The organism is Streptomyces sp. PCS3-D2, assembly GCF_000612545.2.
Lineage (GTDB): Bacteria > Actinomycetota > Actinomycetes > Streptomycetales > Streptomycetaceae > Streptomyces.
In genome coordinates this window covers 6,440,001-6,457,910 of sequence record NZ_CP097800.1, presented here as the reverse complement: position 1 = coordinate 6,457,910, position 17,910 = coordinate 6,440,001, and the positions used below count along the sequence as shown (strand labels likewise).

The 17,910-nt window shown below is 68.1% G+C and carries 14 protein-coding genes, 2 rRNA genes and 1 riboswitch (1 of these 17 cut by a window edge); of the genes, 3 read left to right on the top strand and 13 right to left on the bottom strand.

All coding sequences use genetic code 11. The features are described 5' to 3' along the window. Positions 1 to 356: 356 nt before the first annotated feature. Positions 357 to 977 carry a hypothetical protein gene (locus AW27_RS28940; RefSeq protein ID WP_037929261.1) on the top strand — a complete coding sequence of 207 codons (621 nt, stop codon included), beginning with the start codon at positions 357 to 359 and terminating at the stop codon, positions 975 to 977. Positions 978 to 1,238: 261 nt separating this feature from the next. After that, positions 1,239 to 1,427: a DUF5999 family protein gene (locus AW27_RS28935; protein ID WP_030009772.1), complete on the top strand. Its 189-nt coding sequence runs from the start codon at positions 1,239 to 1,241 to the stop codon at positions 1,425 to 1,427. A 97-nt stretch (positions 1,428 to 1,524) separates the two neighbouring features. Here AW27_RS28935 and gcvP read toward each other — a convergent pair whose 3' ends face one another. Then, a complete protein-coding gene (gene gcvP, locus AW27_RS28930; RefSeq protein ID WP_037929264.1) occupies positions 1,525 to 4,410 on the bottom strand; it encodes an aminomethyl-transferring glycine dehydrogenase in 2,886 nt (961 codons plus the stop codon). 196 nt (positions 4,411 to 4,606) lie between these two features. After that, a riboswitch (glycine riboswitch) is annotated at positions 4,607 to 4,705 on the bottom strand. A 121-nt stretch (positions 4,706 to 4,826) separates the two neighbouring features. On the opposite strand from gcvP, the gene AW27_RS28925 reads away from it, so the two are divergent. Continuing rightward, the gene (locus AW27_RS28925) at positions 4,827 to 5,192 is read left to right on the top strand and encodes a PRC-barrel domain-containing protein (RefSeq protein ID WP_037929267.1); all 366 of its coding nucleotides are present in this window, start codon (positions 4,827 to 4,829) and stop codon (positions 5,190 to 5,192) included. A gap of 19 nt (positions 5,193 to 5,211) precedes the next feature. On the opposite strand, the gene AW27_RS28920 is transcribed toward AW27_RS28925, so the two are convergent. The 12 genes from AW27_RS28920 to AW27_RS28865 all read right to left on the bottom strand — a co-directional run. Further along, a complete protein-coding gene (locus tag AW27_RS28920; protein ID WP_037929273.1) occupies positions 5,212 to 6,615 on the bottom strand; it encodes a DNA polymerase IV in 1,404 nt (467 codons plus the stop codon). A gap of 54 nt (positions 6,616 to 6,669) precedes the next feature. Further along, positions 6,670 to 7,308 carry a MerR family transcriptional regulator gene (locus tag AW27_RS28915; RefSeq protein WP_037929288.1) on the bottom strand — a complete coding sequence of 213 codons (639 nt, stop codon included), beginning with the start codon at positions 7,306 to 7,308 and terminating at the stop codon, positions 6,670 to 6,672. A gap of 180 nt (positions 7,309 to 7,488) precedes the next feature. Further along, positions 7,489 to 7,962: a bifunctional nuclease family protein gene (locus tag AW27_RS28910; RefSeq protein WP_037929290.1), complete on the bottom strand. Its 474-nt coding sequence runs from the start codon at positions 7,960 to 7,962 to the stop codon at positions 7,489 to 7,491. 63 nt (positions 7,963 to 8,025) lie between these two features. Further along, the gene (ftsR, locus tag AW27_RS28905) at positions 8,026 to 8,787 is read right to left on the bottom strand and encodes a transcriptional regulator FtsR (protein WP_037929293.1); all 762 of its coding nucleotides are present in this window, start codon (positions 8,785 to 8,787) and stop codon (positions 8,026 to 8,028) included. Between the two features lie 43 nt (positions 8,788 to 8,830). Beyond that, positions 8,831 to 9,769, bottom strand: coding sequence for an FHA domain-containing protein (locus AW27_RS28900; protein WP_201773420.1), 939 nt, complete (start codon positions 9,767 to 9,769; stop codon positions 8,831 to 8,833). A gap of 88 nt (positions 9,770 to 9,857) precedes the next feature. Then, on the bottom strand, positions 9,858 to 10,667 hold the full coding sequence (locus AW27_RS28895; RefSeq protein WP_037929501.1) for a DUF881 domain-containing protein: 810 nt from the start codon (positions 10,665 to 10,667) through the stop codon (positions 9,858 to 9,860). 5 nt (positions 10,668 to 10,672) lie between these two features. Continuing rightward, complete coding sequence (locus AW27_RS28890; protein ID WP_007262894.1) at positions 10,673 to 11,005, bottom strand: small basic family protein; 333 nt, start codon at positions 11,003 to 11,005, stop codon at positions 10,673 to 10,675. Next, positions 11,002 to 11,910: a DUF881 domain-containing protein gene (locus AW27_RS28885; protein WP_078557092.1), complete on the bottom strand. Its 909-nt coding sequence runs from the start codon at positions 11,908 to 11,910 to the stop codon at positions 11,002 to 11,004. Before AW27_RS28885 ends, AW27_RS28890 begins: the two co-directional genes overlap by 4 nt. Positions 11,911 to 12,018: 108 nt before the next feature. Beyond that, the gene (locus tag AW27_RS28880; protein ID WP_037929301.1) at positions 12,019 to 14,514 is read right to left on the bottom strand and encodes a mannose-1-phosphate guanyltransferase; all 2,496 of its coding nucleotides are present in this window, start codon (positions 14,512 to 14,514) and stop codon (positions 12,019 to 12,021) included. 100 nt (positions 14,515 to 14,614) lie between these two features. Next, a complete protein-coding gene (clsA, locus tag AW27_RS28875; RefSeq protein ID WP_031149849.1) occupies positions 14,615 to 15,205 on the bottom strand; it encodes a cardiolipin synthase ClsA in 591 nt (196 codons plus the stop codon). Between the two features lie 128 nt (positions 15,206 to 15,333). Beyond that, positions 15,334 to 15,450: ribosomal RNA gene (rrf, locus tag AW27_RS28870) — 5S ribosomal RNA — on the bottom strand. 79 nt (positions 15,451 to 15,529) lie between these two features. Beyond that, positions 15,530 to 17,910: ribosomal RNA gene (locus tag AW27_RS28865) — 23S ribosomal RNA — on the bottom strand; it runs 738 nt beyond the window's last position.

Genomic DNA, 17,910 nt, shown 5'->3' with positions numbered 1-17,910 from the left:
CGGCACATTCACCTGGCAAGCGGAATTGTGCAAGTTCATCGTGGCACTTGCCCGTTCCTGAAAACAGGCGCTTTCCAGCCGAGCCCCTTTCCGGTAACCTCCGAGGTCAGCGCGACATGTGCGCGCACATCCGGCATGAATGCCATGTCAGTGGGACCGGTAAGCGCCTTGTCGGCAATAGGCGGGACAGCTAGCCGAAACACTGCGTGAACACATGTCGTATAAACTCCGCAAACGAGGCAGAGAGTTGGCGCGCGGCCATTGCCCCTCGGCCCCCCCTCTGGCCCCAGAATGCGACAGCGCCGTCCCGCACCTGCCCCGTTTCCACAGGTCTCCCAAGTGAGAGGCGACCCACCATGCCGCTGCATGTCCCCCCGGCTCCCGCACCCGCCCTGCGCAGCATCCTCACGGCACTCGGTTCCCCCACCGCCGTCAACGAGGCGCACACTCCGTCCCTGCGCGCCGTCCAGGGGCCGCTGACCGCCGAGCTCCCCCTTCCGGTCCACGTCATGGACCGGCTGAACCTCTCGGACCTGGCGTCCGTCGGCCGGCCGCCCCGCACACGGCTCGTCGGGTGGCGGTTCCTGATCCGCAGCGGGGACCGGCACGTCGCGGCGGCGGACACCCGACTGACACCCGACGGCTGGGCCTTCTCCCACTTCTTCGAAGGCCCCTACGTCTGCGCCACCGAGCGCGCCCTGCGCCAGGCCGAGCTGCTCACCACCGGCTACCAGCCCCGGCTGCTCTCCGTACCGGAGCTCTACATGCTGACGCTCTGGCTGCACGGGGCGGTGGGCGCGGACCCCGCTGCCGGGCTGCCCGCCGGCGAGGACCTGCTGGTGCCGCTGGCCCCGGCCCCGCCCGGCATCGCCGCGTACCGACCGCATCCGGTCTCCGAACTGCTGCCGGTGCTGACCCACCGGCTCACGCCGGCGACGGCGCCGGCCCCTCCCTCGCTGGCCGCGCCCGCCGCCTGACCCGATGGACCCATTCGGCCTAGTCCACCCGGGCCACCCGTGAACCATCCGAAATGACAGGGGAGTTGGCCTGAACCGCCCGCACGAGTGATGCGTCATCAATCCATGAGGACAGCTGCCGGGAAATCCCTGCGAAGCAGCTGTCGTGGGGGAACACTGATGGCAAGCGCCCCGCGGCTGCGGGGATGACCCAGGGGGACGGCCATGAACCAGGTATCGAGCCGTAGCACTCAGACCACACCGCAGCGAAAGAACGCATCCATGTGCCAGCACCAGCCAGCCTGCCCGTCTGCCGAATCCGCCGACCGGGAGGCCGCGCGCCCGGTGGCCAACCATCCGGAACAGGGCTGGAGCCTGCTGTGCAACGGCGTCCTGCTCTTCGAGGACACCGGTGAGCTGCTGCCGGACGGGCAGATCATCGCCCCGCACCGCCCGCTCGCGGCGGCGTAGGCGAGGACGCAGGACGGTGAAGGGGCCGGCCCCGGGAGAGTCTCCCGGGGCCGGCCCCTTCACCATGTCGTGCGACGGCCTCAGAGGCGGGGGCGCCTCAGTTGTCGTACTCGTCCAGCGGCGGGCAGGAGCACACGAGGTTGCGGTCGCCGAAGGCACCGTCGATGCGGCGCACCGGCGGCCAGTACTTCTCGGCGGCCGTGACGCCGCCCGGGAAGACGGCCTCGTCCCGGGTGTACGGGTGGTTCCACTCGCCGCCCAGCGAAGCCGCCGTGTGCGGGGCGTTGGCCAGCGGGTTGTCGTCCGCAGGCCACTCGCCGCCCGCGACCCGCTCGATCTCGCCGCGGATGGCGATCATCGCGTCGCAGAAACGGTCGATCTCGGCGAGGTCCTCGGACTCCGTCGGCTCGATCATGAGCGTTCCGGCGACCGGGAAGGACATCGTCGGCGCGTGGAAGCCGTAGTCGATCAGGCGCTTGGCGATGTCGTCCACGCTGACGCCCGTGGCCTTCGACAGCGGGCGCAGGTCGATGATGCACTCGTGCGCGACCAGGTTGCCCGGGCCGGTGTAGAGCACGGGGTAGTGCGGCTCCAGGCGCTTGGCGATGTAGTTGGCGCCGAGCACCGCGACCTGGGTGGCGCGCTTGAGGCCCTCGCCGCCCATGAGGCGCACGTACGACCAGGAGATCGGCAGGATGCCGGCCGATCCCCACGGCGCGGCCGAGATCGGGCCGACGCCCGTCTCCGGGCCGGCCGTCGGCTGCAGCGGGTGGTTCGGCAGGTACGGCGCCAGGTGCGCCCGGACGCCGACCGGGCCGACGCCCGGACCGCCGCCGCCGTGCGGGATGCAGAAGGTCTTGTGCAGGTTCAGGTGCGAGACGTCGCCACCGAAGTGACCCGGCTTGGCCAGGCCGACCAGGGCGTTCAGATTGGCGCCGTCGACGTAGACCTGGCCGCCGGCCTCGTGCACCTGGGCGCAGATGTCGGCGACGTGCTCCTCGAACACACCGTGCGTGGAGGGGTAGGTGATCATCAGCACGGCGAGCTCGTCACGGTGCTGCTCGATCTTGGCACGCAGGTCGTCCGCGTCCACCTCACCGTCGTCGGCCGTCTTGACGACGACGACCTTCATGCCGGCCATCACGGCGCTGGCGGCGTTGGTGCCGTGCGCGGAGGACGGGATGAGGCAGATGGTGCGCTGCTCGTCGCCGTTGGCCCGGTGGTAGGCGCGTACGGCCAGCAGACCGGCGAGCTCGCCCTGGGAGCCGGCGTTCGGCTGGATGGAGACCTTGTCGTAGCCGGTGACCTCGCAGAGACGTTCCTCCAGCTCGTTGATGAGCGTGAGGTACCCCTCGGCCTGCTCCACCGGCGCGAAGGGGTGCAGCTGGCCGAACTCGGGCCAGGTCACCGGCTCCATCTCGGTGGTCGCGTTGAGCTTCATGGTGCAGGAGCCCAGCGGGATCATGCCGCGGTCCAGCGCGTAGTCCTTGTCCGAGAGCCTGCGCAGGTAGCGCAGCATCGCGGTCTCAGACCGGTGCTGGTGAAAGACCGGGTGCGTCAGGTACGCGTCCGAGCGCAACAGGCCCTCGGGCAGGGTGTCAGCCGTGGCCTCGTCGAGCGCCTCGATGTCGGCGGTGACGCCGAAGGCGGCCCAGACGGCCTCGATGTCGGCGCGCAGCGTGGTCTCGTCACAGCTGATCGAGACGAGGTCGGCGTCGACCCGGTGCAGGTTGACCCCGCCCTCCCGGGCGGCCGCGACGACCTCGGCCGCGCGGCCCGGCACACGGACGGTGATCGTGTCGAAGTAGGCGCCGTGTACGGTCTCGACTCCGCCGGCCCGCAGACCGGCGGCGAGCAGCGCCGCGTAGCGGTGGGTGCGGCGGGCGATGGTCCGCAGGCCGTCCGGGCCGTGGTAGACGGCGTACATGCCGGCCATGACGGCGAGCAGCACCTGCGCGGTGCAGATGTTGCTGGTGGCCTTCTCGCGGCGGATGTGCTGCTCGCGGGTCTGCAGGGCCAGGCGGTAGGCCTTGTTGCCGTCCGCGTCCACCGAGACGCCGACGAGGCGGCCGGGCAGCGAACGGGCGTGCTTGTCCTGGACGGCCATGTAGCCGGCGTGCGGTCCGCCGAAGCCCATCGGGACACCGAAGCGCTGGGTGGTGCCCACGGCGATGTCGGCTCCGAGGGCGCCCGGGGACGTCAGGAGGGTCAGGGCGAGCAGGTCGGCCGAGACGGTGACGATGGCGCCGAGCTCGTGCGCCTGGTCGATGACCGGCTTGATCTCCCGGACGGCGCCGGAGGCACCCGGGTACTGGAGCAGGACGCCGTAGACGCCGCGCTCGGCGATCTCGGCGGGGATGCCGTCGGAGAGGTCGGCGACGACGACCTCGATGCCGATCGGCTCGGCGCGGGTCTCGATGACGGCGATGGTCTGCGGCAGGGCGTCGGCGTCGACGAGGAAGACGTTGCCCTTGACCTTGCCCACGCGGCGGGCCAGGGTCATGGCCTCGGCGGCCGCGGTGCCCTCGTCGAGCAGCGAGGCGCCCGAGGTCGGCAGGCCGGTGAGGTCGGCGACAACGGTCTGGAAGTTCAGGAGGGCCTCAAGGCGGCCCTGCGAGATCTCCGGCTGGTAGGGCGTGTACGCCGTGTACCAGGCCGGGTTCTCCATGACGTTGCGGAGGATCACCGGCGGGGTGAAGGTCCCGTAGTAACCGAGACCGATCATGGGGGTGAGGACCTGGTTGCGGTCGGCGAGCGAGCGCAGCTCGGCGAGCACCTCGGCCTCGGTCCGCGCATCGGGGAGGTCGAGCGCGTCGGCGGTCTTGATCACATCCGGCACCGCGGCGGCGGTCAGTTCGTCCAGGGAGCCGTAGCCCACCTGGGCGAGCATCTTCGCCTGCGCCTCGGCATCCGGGCCGATGTGGCGCTGTTCGAAGGGGATGCCTCGCTCCAGCTGGGAGAGCGGAATGCGGTTGGCGGTCATGTACGGAGGCCTCCTGGTCATATGACCTGCGAGGGGCACCACGGCGCGGGCACCCGGACGGCCTCCCCCTCTGTCATCTGCACCTGAGAGTTTCACCGGATCTCACGGGGGTCTCCCGAGAGCTCCGGCTTTCACCGTCGGTGAGGAGGGGGACCGGCACTGCGCGCCCGGCACCCGCCCTGCTTTCCAGAGTGGCCTCGTCCGTGCGGTACGTATGCCTGAGAGATTCCGGGGAGGATTTGCTCCTTCGGCGCCTCCGTCTTGCTCACTCGGAGGACTCTCCCGCACAGGGTCGACAGCCGTCACCCAGCCTACCAGCGGGGTTCAAGAGGCTCCCCGAGTGGCCTCCGCTGCGGAAATGCCCTTCTGTAGTCACTAGGGAGCAGTTGCGACAGTTGCGACCATTTGGAGGGACCGTGCAGACCGACATCGATCCGCGCAGCCTGATCGGCCGCAAGGCGTTCGACCGCAACGGTGCCAAGATCGGCACCATCGACGAGGTCTACCTCGACGATGCCACGGGTGTCCCGGAATGGGCCGCCGTCCGCACCGGCTTCTTCGGCCGGGACGCCTTCGTGCCGCTGGAGCCGAGCGAGATGGTCGGCGAGACCCTGCGGGTGCCCTTCGAACGCTCCCTCATCAGGGACGCACCGGATTTCGGCGTCGGCCGCCACCTCTCCCCCGAGCAGGAACTCCAGCTCTATCACCACTACGGCCTGGACACGGCCCTCCCGTCCGACGTCGACCGCGACTTCGGCCGGCTGGCGGGCGACGAGGGCTGACCCGCGCCCCTGCGCCGCCCTACGCGGCCTCCCCCACCAGCGGCAACGGGTCGGACGGCGCCAGATCCGGGTCGTCCACCCGGAAGGTCCGCACCCGGCCGGGCTCCGATCCGGGCTGTTCGAACCGGACGGTGACCCGCCCCACCCCGCTGCCCTGGACCCACCCCGGCCCGTACAGCACGTGGCGTACGTCGCTCCCGGCCGCCCAGCGGCGCTCGGGAGCCTCTTGCTGCTCCGCGGGCGCCGGCGGCCCCTCCTGTGGCTTCTCGTCCCCTCCGGCGGCCTCCGGCTCGGTTCCCCCGGCCGCACCGCCCGTACCGTCCACCTCGGCCGCCACCTGAGGCTCGGCCGCGAGCGACTGGGCGAAGAGGTCCTCCTGCGTGTAGTCCGCCAGGCCGGTCACCCCCACCCCCAGCAACCGCACGCCTCCCGTGGTGTCCACCGCCTCCAGCAGCCGCGCGGCGGCCTCCCGCACCACCGCCGCGTCGTCCGTGGGGCCGCGCAGCGTCTCGGACCGCGTCAGCGTGGAGAAGTCGTAGCGCCGCACCTTGAGCACGATCGTGCGCCCCGAGTGCCCGGAGCCCCGCAGCCGCTGCACGCACCGGTCGGCGAGTCGCTGCACCTCGCCCCGGATCCGCACCCGGTCGTGCAGATCCACGTCGAAGGTGTCCTCGACCGACACCGACTTGGCGTCCCGCTCCGCGACCACCGGCCGGTCGTCCAGGCCCAGCGCCATCCGGTACAGCCCCGTGCCGTGCGCGCGCCCGAGCATCCGGACCAACTCGTCCTCCCCGGCCTCCGCCAGGTCCCCCACCGTGGTGATCCCGGCGCGACGCAGGTGCTCCCCGGTGGCCGGCCCCACCCCCGGCAGAGTCCGCACCGGCATCGGAGCGAGCAGTTCCCGCTCGGTCCCGGGCTCGATCAGCAGCAGCCCCGCGGGCTTGGCCTCCTCCGAGGCGACCTTGGCCAGCATCTTCGACCCGGCCAGCCCCACGGACCCGCTGAGCCCGGTGGCGGCGGTGATGCCGGCCCGCAGCCGCTCGCCCGTCGCCCGCGCCGAGTGCGAGTCGAAGGCCGCCCCGCCCGCCTCCAGGTCCACGAAGGCCTCGTCCAGGCTGAGCGGCTCCACCAGCGGCGACAGTTCCCGCAGCATGGCCATGACCACGTCGCTGACCTGCCGGTAGAGCGTGAACCGCGGGATCAGGTAGGCGCCGTTCGGGCAGAGCCGCCTGGCCTGCGCCGTCGGCATCGCCGAATGCACCCCGAACCGTCGGGCCTCGTAGGAGGCGGTGGCGACGACCCCCCGCGGTCCGAGCCCTCCGACGATGACGGCCTTGCCGCGCAGGCTCGGCTTCGACGCCTGCTCGACGGAGGCGTAGAAGGCGTCCATGTCCAGATGCAGGATGGTCGGGGCGGCTCTCACGGCACCGATGCTGCCCTACGCCACTGACATTCCCGCGGCCCCGGGCAGGCCGGCTCAGCCGGCTCGGTTGCGACGGGCGGCCAGCTCGTCCGCCGGGTGGTGCCGGACCAGGGTCTCGCCGGTGTCCACCCGCTCCCCGTGCAGCTGTGACAGGGCGTTGCGCACGTCGCGCCACACCACCCCCACGGCGATGCCGAAGACGCCCTGCCCACCCTGGAGGAGACTCACGACCTGGTCCGGCGAGGTGCACTCGTACACCGTGGCGCCGTCGCTCATCAGCGTCATCCGCTCAAGGTCGGCGAGGTCCCGGTCGTGCAGGTGCTGCACCGCCGTGCGGATGTTCTGCAGCGCCACACCGGTGTCCAGGAAACGCTTGACGATCTTGAGTACCACGACGTCGCGGAAGCTGTAGAGGCGCTGCGTTCCGGAGCCGTAGGCGGCCCGCACGCTGGGCTCCACCAGCCCGGTGCGCGCCCAGTAGTCGAGCTGCCGGTAGGTGATGCCGGCCGCGGCGCACGCCGTGGGTCCGCGGTAGCCGACCTGCTCGGGCGCCGGGTCGCCGTCCAGCGAACCGACCGGCGTCGACTCCGGCTGGCGGCGCGCGGGTCCGGCCGCACCACCGTGCAGCGGGTACGGCCCGGTGCCACTCCGTACGGGGGTGCCCCCGGTCGTACCGTCGCCCGTGATCCTCACGCCGACCCTCCGTCCTTGACCTGCCCACCTCGAAGGTAGGCAGTCACCAGGGGTGCGTCAACGATCGCCACACTCGGCACGCCGAGTGATAATCACCCTGAGAGTGGTTTCCCGTATCCGATTGCGGGGAAAGGCTACTCGAATGGGGTGATGGCCCGGCGTGGAGGACGCGGCGGCGACTCACTGTTGGCCGGTACCGAAGTCCTCGGGCGAGATCTGGTCGAGGAACTCGCGGAACTTCTCCACCTCGTCCTCCTGCTCGTCCGGAATGGCGATTCCGGCGTCGTCCAGCACGCCGTCACTGCCGTAGATCGGTGTCCCCGTCCGCAGGGCGAGGGCTATGGCGTCGGAAGGCCGCGCGCTCACCTCGACCCCGCTGGCGAAGACGAGCTCCGCGTAGAAGACGCCCTCCCGCAGATCCGTGATCCGGACCTCGGTGAGCTCCTCGCCGACCGCCTCCAGCACGTCCTTGAACAGGTCGTGCGTCAGCGGCCGGGCAGGGGCCATACCCTGCTGGGCGAAGGCAATGGCCGTCGCCTCCCCCGGACCGATCCAGATGGGGAGGTACCGGTCGCCTCCCACTTCACGCAGGAGCACGATCGGTTGGTTGGAGGGCATTTCCACCCGGACACCCACAACGTCGAGCTCGTTCACACAGCAACCCTAGGACCTGCCCGGCAGGTTTGGGTAGTCGGGGCTCCACCTCGGCCGCCGCGCTCAGCGCAACCGGACCCCGAGGGCCGTCTGCACCAAGGCCTCGTGCAGCCGTACGGAGAGCCCCGCGAGCTCTTTCACCGTGGCCTGTGCGTGGGCCCTGGTCTGCGGGTTGCGGTGTCGGCGCAAGGGTGCGACGACCTGCTCCACCAGCCCCGCCTCCCGGTCGGCGGCCGCCTTCATCGCGCGCAGGTGGCGCGGCTCCAGGCCGAAACGCCCCAGGTCGGCCACGAGCCGGGCCACGGTGAGCGCGTCGGCGTCGAACCCGCCGCCCGGCGCCTCGGCGAGGAGCCCGTACGACTCCCACTCGACGAGCTGCTCCTCGTCCACGCTGACGGCCTCCAGGAGCTCGGCCCGCCCCACCCGGGCGGCGGGAGGCTCCTCCTGCCCCGTCTCGCCGTACAGGGCGGCGGGGTCCGACGGATCGGCGCAGTCGCCGTGCGCCGCCGGTGCCGGGATGCGGACCTGCTCCCCGCGGGCAAGGGCGTCGAGCTGCTCGCGGATGACTTTCAGCGGCAGGTAGTGATCACGCTGCAGGCGCAGGATGCGGGCGAGGCGCTCCACGTCCTCCGTGCTGAACTTGCGGTACCCGGAAGGTGTACGCCGGGGTTCGACCAGCCCCTCCGCCTCCAGGAAACGGATCTTCGAGATCGTGACTTCGGGGAACTCGTCACGCAGCGTGGTGAGCACCGTGCCGATGCTCACCAGCCGCCCGGCCGAGCCGGCGGTGCCGTTCCCGGCGCCGCCTGTCGGATTGCGCAGCATGGGACCTTCCCTCGGGTGCCCCCGGACCGGGTCCGGGGGAGGGTCAGACGCCCCGCAGGCTCGCGTAGAAGACCAGCCGGTACTTGCCGATCTGCACCTCGTCGCCGTTGTGCAGGGCGACGGAGTCGATGGGTTCACGGTTGACGTACGTGCCGTTGAGGCTGCCGACATCGGCCACGGTGAAGCCGCCGTCCTGACTCCTGCGGAACTCGACGTGCCGCCGGGAGACGGTGACGTCGTCCAGGAAGATGTCGCTCTGCGGGTGCCGGCCGGCCGTCGTCAGTTCGCCGTCCAGCAGGAAGCGGCTGCCGGAGTTGGGTCCGCGCCGCACGATGAGCAGGGCGGAACCGGGCGGCAACGCCTCCACCGCGGCCTGGGCCTCGGGGGACAGCGAGGACGACACGTGCGTCTGTCCCGACACCTCGGCCTCGTAGGCCTCGAGGCCGGAGATCGAGATGGTGGACGTGGTCTCCGAAGCGCGCTCCGGCGTCAGGCCCGCCCGCAGCGGCGCTCCGCAGTTGGAGCAGAACCGGCTGGCCGCATCGCTGCGGTGTCCGCACCTGCTGCAAACCTGCTCGGCCGACATGGACGGCTCCTCGCGCCGCGGCTGCCCCGCGGAGGCATTGGTGGCGTACGGGTCGGGGGCAAACCCTCCACCCGCACTTGAGGTTGATGGTTCACCGAAACCTATGCGGCCGGTACCGGCAGGGTCAACAGACGACGCGCCGGGGGCACCCGGAACTTCGCCCGCGCCGGCGACCTCGTCGCGGAACAGCGGCCGGTCACCCTGCCCTTCCGCGCCCCCGGCGCGGTGCCTGGCCGCGCCGCTCTCCTCGCGGTTCTTCTTGCCGAACAACTTCTCAAACAACTTCACGGGCGATTCCCCTTGACTGAAACAGACCCGCCCGTGGGGCAGGACGAACTCCGCATGCAGACACCTGCCGACCCGGACATTCTCACAACGTCCGTAACCACCAGACAGTTTCCACCACGCACCGCAACTTCGGTGCGGCGACCCCCCGCAGGCATCAGCCTGCGTGAGCCGCTCCACCTTCCACTCCGCTCCACCTTCACCCCGATGACGACCGAGCGTAGTCAGGCTGCTTCGCAGCCCGCAAGGCGTCCACAACGATCTTCGCCGACCGTGTGACGGCGACCGTGGCCTGCTCCTTCTCCAGCGTCTGGACGACACCGCCCGGGATGTTGAGCGCCGGCTCCAGATCCTGGGGCTTCCCGATCACCTTGAACTCATAGGGTTGTGTGATCTTCTTGCCGTCGATCCCGACCCCACCGTTCTCGTCCGAGAAGTACGAGCCTGCCACGATGCGCACCCCGTTGATCTGGATAGCCTCGGCCCCGGCGGCCCGCAGCTCCTGGAGCGTGTCCAGCAGCTGGTCGGGCCGCACCTGGCCGGTGGGATCGCTGATCCTGAGTGTGATGCCCGGCCCCTGGGCTGCCACCGTACCGGCCAGGATGCCGAGTTGACGCTCCTTCTCCGCGGTCTGCCTGCGGGCCTCCTCCGCCTGGTTGGAGCTGCTCTCCAGCTCCCGGCGCTGGTCTTCCAGTCGCTGCTTCTCGTCCTCCAACCGCTTGGTCCGCCCGTCCAGCTCGTCGAGGATGCGTACCAGGTCCTCCTGCCGCGCCCCGCGCAGCGCGCTGGAGTCGCTGTTCGACCGGACCTGGATGGCCAGACCCAGTCCGAGGACGAACAGCAGCAGCGCAACGATCAGTTGGGCCCGGCTGACCCTCGGAGGCCACAGGCCGGCCGCTAGCCGCTGCCGGCCGGTCTCCTCGGGCACCGGCTCGGCCTGTGCCTTTCCCTGTTGAAGAGGCCGTTCCGGGACGTTCGGTTCCTCGGCGGGGGTGTCGTTCGCGTTCATGTCGATCACGCCCGGAACACGTGGCGGCGAATGGCCGCGGCGTTGGAGAAGATGCGGATGCCGAGCACGACCACGACTCCGGTGGACAGCTGCGAGCCGACGCCCAGCTTGTCGCCGAGGAAGACGATCAGTGCGGCCACGACGACGTTCGACAGGAACGACACCACGAAGACCTTGTCGACGAAGATGCCGTCGAGCATGGCGCGCAGACCCCCGAACACCGCGTCGAGGGCCGCCACCACGGCGATGGGCAGATAAGGCTCCACCACGGCCGGTACCTCGGGCCGGACCAGAAGTCCGACCACCACTCCGGCCAAGAGGCCCAGTACCGCGATCACGATGCACCCTTCTGCTGCTCTACTGCTGTGGCTGTGCGGACGATCAGGCTCGAAGCGGCCGGAAGCCGCAGCTCGTCGGCTGGGGACAGGGTGTAGCGGATGCCGTAGCTCTCCTGCAGCACGTGCAGGTACTGGCCGTCCGCCGAGTCCTGGAAGGCCGGGCCGAGTCGCTGCTTGTCCCCCACCGCCAGTACTTCGTACGGCGGTACCAGCGGCCGGTTGTCGACCAGTATGGCGTCGCCCGCGGCCCTGATCGCCGACAGCTCCGTCAGCCGCTGCCCGTTGATGGAGACCGCCTCCGCACCGGACTGCCACAGTCCGTTGACGATCTTCTGCATGTCACGGTCGCGGACCCGGCCGGTGTCGGAGAATCCGCTGCTCTCGCGAGGCTTCCCGCCGCCGCCCGTGGAGGAGCCCTTGGCGTCGTCCACCACCAGTCTGATCCCCGGCCCGCGGACCTCGGTGGCGCCGGCCAGCTGGGAGACGAGCTCGCCCTGGCTCCCGCCGGGCTGTTTGAGGGCCGCACGCTGACGTGCGGCGACATCGGTCCTGAGCCGGTCGATGTTCTGTTCCAGGGCGTCGGCGCGCTCGTCGGCCCGCTGCACCCGGTCGATCAGCTCCTGGCGCTCCTTGGCGAGCACTGGCGCGTCAAGGCGCGCCTCGGCCGCGCCGAGCGTGACGACCATCGCGGCGACCACGAGTCCGGCGGCGAGCCCCAGCTTGGCCTTGAGGGTGCGGGGCAGGCCGGCCGTGCCGTCCGCCCGGCGCCGGGCGGTCGCCTCGGCGTAGCCCTCGTCGAGGCTGTGGTCCATCACGTGCGTCAGCAGCGACATGGAGGCGTCGGGGCGCGCAGGCGCAGGGGACGCCGGAGTCCGGTGGGGGGGCGGCTGCGACATGCCGCACATCGTCGCATGTCGGCGCCGCACACACCCAATGCGTCCGTCCGGTGGGCAGGACCGGGCCTCCCACCCCCGCCCACCGGACTTCCGTCCAGGTCATCGACCGCCGGGCGCTCAGTGCCCGGCGCCGTCCACCACGCCCGCCCATTCTTCGAGCAGCGCCTGCGCGGAGGCGTCGTCGGGGCCTTCGGCCCACAGGTGCGTCACGGCCTCCGCCGGGTCCGGCAGCACCAGCGCCCACCGTCCGTCGGCCTCCACCACCCGCACCCCGTCGGTGGTGTCCACCTGCCGGTCTCCGGCCGCTTCCACGACCCGTCGCATGACGAGCCCCTTCACCGCCCACGGCGTCGGCACGTCCCGCTTGAGTACGTGCGCCCGCGGGATCCGGGCGTCGATCTGGCTCAGTGTGAGCTGGGTGCGCGCCACCAGGCCGAGCAGTTGCACGAACGCCGCCGAGCCGTCGAAGACGCTGCTGAACTCCGGAACGATGAAGCCGCCCCGGCCGTCTCCGCCGAAGATCGTGTTCTCGGCCCGCCCGACGCGGGTCAGGTCGTCGGGCGAGGTCGTCGTCCACTCCACCTGTGTTCCGTGGTAGGCCGCCACCTGCTCGGCGACCCGCGTCGTGGTCACCGGCAGCGCGACCTTGCCGCTGCGCTTCTCGGCGGCCACCAGGTCGAGCATGACCAGCAGCGCCCGGTCGTCCTCGATGATCCGCCCTCGCTCGTCCACGAGCGAGATGCGCTCGCCCACCGGATCGAACCGTACGCCGAAGGCCGCCCGCGCCGAGGCCACGATCTCGCCCAGTCTCACCAGGCCCGCCCGCCGGGATTCGGCACTCTCCGTCGGCCTGGACTCGTCGAGACCGGGGTTGATCGTCAGGGCGTCCACCCCGAGCCGGCCGAGGAGGCTCGGCATGACGAGTCCGGCGCTGCCGTTGGTGGCGTCGACGACCACCTTGAGTCCGGCGTCGGCGATCCCGGTGGTGTCCACCCGCCGCAGCAGCGAGCCCGTGTAGCCGTCGAAGACGCTGCCCGGGAACTGCAGGTCGCCGATCTCGCCGGGGAACGCCCGCCGGTACTCCTGGCGCGCGTACACGCGGTCCAGCTTGCGCTGCTGCTGGAGCGAGAGGTCCGCTCCCCGTTCGTCGAGGAACATGATGTCGACGGAGTCCGGTACTCCGGGGGAGGTCCGCAGGACGATCCCGCCGGCGCTGCCTCGCGCGGTCTGCTGCCGGGCCACGGGCAGCGGTACGTTCTCCAGGTCGCGTACGTTGATCGCGCTGGCCTGGAGTGCCGAGATCACGGCCCGTTTGAGCGCTCGGGCGCCACGGGAGTGGTCGCGGGCCGTGGTGACGATCGCGCCCTTCTTCAGCGTGGTGGCGTAGGCACCGGCGAGGCGGACCACCAGCTCGGGGGTGATCTCGACGTTCAGGATCCCGGAGACACCGCGCGCGCCGAAGAGGTGGGCCTGTCCACGTGACTCCCAGATGACGGACGTGTTGACGAAGGCACCGGCTTCGATCGTCTTGAAGGGGTAGACGCGTACGTTCCCCTGGACGATCGATTCCTCACCGACGAGGCACTCGTCGCCGATGACGGCGCCGTCCTCGATCCGTGCCGCGCGCATGATGTCGGTGTTCTTGCCGATCACGCAGCCACGGAGGTTGCTGTGGGGCCCGATGTACACGTTGTCGTGAACGACGGCCCGGTGCAGGAAGGCACCGCTCTTGACAACGACGTTCGACCCGATGACGGTGTGCTCACGGATCTCCACACCGGCTTCGATCTTTGCGTAGTCCCCGATGTAGAGCGGTCCGCGCAGCACGGCCTCCGGGCTGACCTCGGCTCCTTCGGCGACCCACACGCCGGGCGAGATCTCGAAGCCGTCCATCTCGACCTCGACCTTGCCCTCGAGCACGTCGGCCTGCGCCTTGACGTAGCTCTCGTGCGTGCCCACGTCCTCCCAGTAGCCCTCGGCCACGTAGCCGTAGATCGGCCGGCCTTCCTTCATCAGCTGGGGGAAGACGTCGCTGGACCAGTCGACCGAGACATCGGCCTCGACGTAGTCGAAGACCTCGGGCTCCATGACGTAGATGCCGGTGTTCACGGTGTCCGAGAACACCTGGCCCCAGGTCGGCTTCTCCAGGAAGCGCTCGACCTTGCCTTCCTCGTCCACGATCGTGATGCCGAATTCCAGCGGGTTCGGCACCCGGGTGAGGCAGACCGTGACCAGTGCGCCCTTCTCCTTGTGGAAGCGGATCAGGTCGGTGAGGTCGAAGTCGGTCAGCGCATCGCCGGAAATGACGACGAAGGCGTCATCCTTCAAGGCCTCCTCGGCGTTCTTCACACTGCCGGCGGTCCCGAGTGGCTTTTCCTCGTTGGCATAGGTGAGCTCCATCCCGAGCTCTTCGCCGTCCCCGAAGTAGTTCTTGACGAGCGAGGCCAGGAACTGCACGGTGACCACGGTCTCGCTGAGCCCGTGCCGCTTGAGCAGCCTGAGTACGTGCTCCATGATCGGGCGGTTCGCCACCGGCAGGAGCGGCTTGGGCATGCTCGAGGTCATGGGACGAAGGCGTGTGCCCTCGCCACCGGCCATCACGACGGCCTTCATGTCGGAAGAGTCCTCCTTGAGAGATGACAGTCGTGCCGACTCTCACCCGCCTCGTTCGGTGACTTCGCGACTCCTCCGCGTCATCCGGCGTCGGACGGGCTCAATCGGCCGTGGCGTCAGCCTTCACCAGACGGCGGACTTGAACCACGTAAAGGATTCCTGCCCACCAATAGAGGGTTGTACCCCATCCCGCGAACGCCCATCCGAAAACTGAGGCCAACCAGGCCAACCAGCCGCTTCCGTCACTGAGCAGGAGCAGCGGGAAGGCGTACATCAGGTTGAAGGTCGCGGCCTTGCCGAGGAAGTTGACCTGCGGCGGCGGATATCCGTGGCGGCGCAGGATCCACACCATGACCAGCAACATCAGCTCACGTGCGAGGAGCGCTCCGGTGAGCCACAGTGGCAGGATCTCGCGATAGGTCAGACCGAACAGCGTCGACAGGATGTAGAGGCGGTCCGCGGCGGGATCCAGCAGCCGGCCGAGCTTGCTGATCTGGTTCCAGCGCCGGGCGAGCTTCCCGTCGAGATAGTCGCTGACTCCACTGAGCATGAGGACGGCCAGCGCCCACCCGTCGTACTCCGCGAGGATCAGCCACAGGAACAGGGGCACGCCGGCCAGGCGGGCCATGCTCAGGATGTTGGGAATGGTGAAAATTCGGTCAGTCTGAACCCGAGTCTCCTGGACCTCCACCCGGGGGCCTCCACTGTGACGGTAGAAAACGGTCGTTCGATGCCCCCTGACCCTACAGGAGGCGACGATGGTGTCTGGAACGCGGAAAAGCCCCGTACCAGAAGGTACGGGGCTTCCCCACAAAAATTGTTCGGCGGCGTCCTACTCTCCCACAGGGTCCCCCCTGCAGTACCATCGGCGCTGAAAGGCTTAGCTTCCGGGTTCGGAATGTAACCGGGCGTTTCCCTAACGCTATGACCACCGAAACACTATGAAATTTAGAACGCTGGCATGTCATCACAGCCGTTCGTTATTTCAGAACTAACACAGTGGACGCGAGCAACTGAGGACAAGCCCTCGGCCTATTAGTACCAGTCAGCTCCACCCGTTACCGGGCCTCCACATCTGGCCTATCAACCCAGTCGTCTACTGGGAGCCTTACCCTCTCAAGGAGGTGGGAATACTCATCTTGAAGCAGGCTTCCCGCTTAGATGCTTTCAGCGGTTATCCCTCCCGAACGTAGCCAACCAGCCATGCCCTTGGCAGGACAACTGGCACACCAGAGGTTCGTCCGTCCCGGTCCTCTCGTACTAGGGACAGCCCTTCTCAATATTCCTACGCGCACAGCGGATAGGGACCGAACTGTCTCACGACGTTCTAAACCCAGCTCGCGTACCGCTTTAATGGGCGAACAGCCCAACCCTTGGGACCGACTCCAGCCCCAGGATGCGACGAGCCGACATCGAGGTGCCAAACCATCCCGTCGATATGGACTCTTGGGGAAGATCAGCCTGTTATCCCCGGGGTACCTTTTATCCGTTGAGCGACGGCGCTTCCACAAGCCACCGCCGGATCACTAGTCCCGACTTTCGTCCCTGCTCGACCCGTCGGTCTCACAGTCAAGCTCCCTTGTGCACTTACACTCAACACCTGATTGCCAACCAGGCTGAGGGAACCTTTGGGCGCCTCCGTTACCCTTTGGGAGGCAACCGCCCCAGTTAAACTACCCATCAGACACTGTCCCTGATCCGGATCACGGACCGAGGTTAGACATCCAGCACGACCAGAGTGGTATTTCAACGGCGACTCCACACCAACTGGCGTTGATGCTTCAAAGTCTCCCACCTATCCTACACAAGCCGAACCGAACACCAATATCAAACTGTAGTAAAGGTCCCGGGGTCTTTCCGTCCTGCTGCGCGAAACGAGCATCTTTACTCGTAGTGCAATTTCACCGGGCCTATGGTTGAGACAGTCGAGAAGTCGTTACGCCATTCGTGCAGGTCGGAACTTACCCGACAAGGAATTTCGCTACCTTAGGATGGTTATAGTTACCACCGCCGTTTACTGGCGCTTAAGTTCTCAGCTTCGCAACCCCGAAAGGTCACTAACCGGTCCCCTTAACGTTCCAGCACCGGGCAGGCGTCAGTCCGTATACATCGCCTTACGGCTTCGCACGGACCTGTGTTTTTAGTAAACAGTCGCTTCTCGCTGGTCTCTGCGGCCACCCCCAGCTCAGAGTGCAAGACTCATCACCAGGAATGGCCCCCCTTCTCCCGAAGTTACGGGGGCATTTTGCCGAGTTCCTTAACCATAGTTCACCCGAACGCCTCGGTATTCTCTACCTGACCACCTGAGTCGGTTTAGGGTACGGGCCGCCATGAAACTCGCTAGAGGCTTTTCTCGACAGCATAGGATCATCCACTTCGCCACAATCGGCTCGGCATCAGGTCTCAACCTTCATGAGGGACGGATTTACCTACCCCTCGGCCTACACCCTTACCCCGGGACAACCACCGCCCGGGCTGGACTACCTTCCTGCGTCACCCCATCGCTTACCTACTACAAGTCTGGTTCGTCGGCTCCACCACTTTCCATTCCCCGAAGGGTCCGGAACGGCTTCACGGACTTAGCATCGCCTGATTCGATATTGGGCGTTTCAAAGCGGGTACCGGAATATCAACCGGTTGTCCATCGACTACGCCTGTCGGCCTCGCCTTAGGTCCCGACTTACCCTGGGCAGATCAGCTTGACCCAGGAACCCTTAGTCAATCGGCGCACACGTTTCTCACGTGTGTATCGCTACTCATGCCTGCATTCTCACTCGTGAACCGTCCACAACTAGCTTCCGCTGCTGCTTCACCCGGCACACGACGCTCCCCTACCCATCACAGCCTCCGTTGGGAGTATTGCTGCAATGACACGACTTCGGCGGTACGCTTGAGCCCCGCTACATTGTCGGCGCGGAATCACTTGACCAGTGAGCTATTACGCACTCTTTCAAGGGTGGCTGCTTCTAAGCCAACCTCCTGGTTGTCTCTGCGACTCCACATCCTTTCCCACTTAGCGTACGCTTAGGGGCCTTAGTCGATGCTCTGGGCTGTTTCCCTCTCGACCATGGAGCTTATCCCCCACAGTCTCACTGCCGTGCTCTCACTTACCGGCATTCGGAGTTTGGCTAAGGTCAGTAACCCGGTAGGGCCCATCGCCTATCCAGTGCTCTACCTCCGGCAAGAAACACACGACGCTGCACCTAAATGCATTTCGGGGAGAACCAGCTATCACGGAGTTTGATTGGCCTTTCACCCCTAACCACAGGTCATCCCCCAGGTTTTCAACCCTGGTGGGTTCGGTCCTCCACGAAGTCTTACCTCCGCTTCAACCTGCCCATGGCTAGATCACTCCGCTTCGGGTCTAGAGCGTGCAACTCAAACGCCCTATTCGGA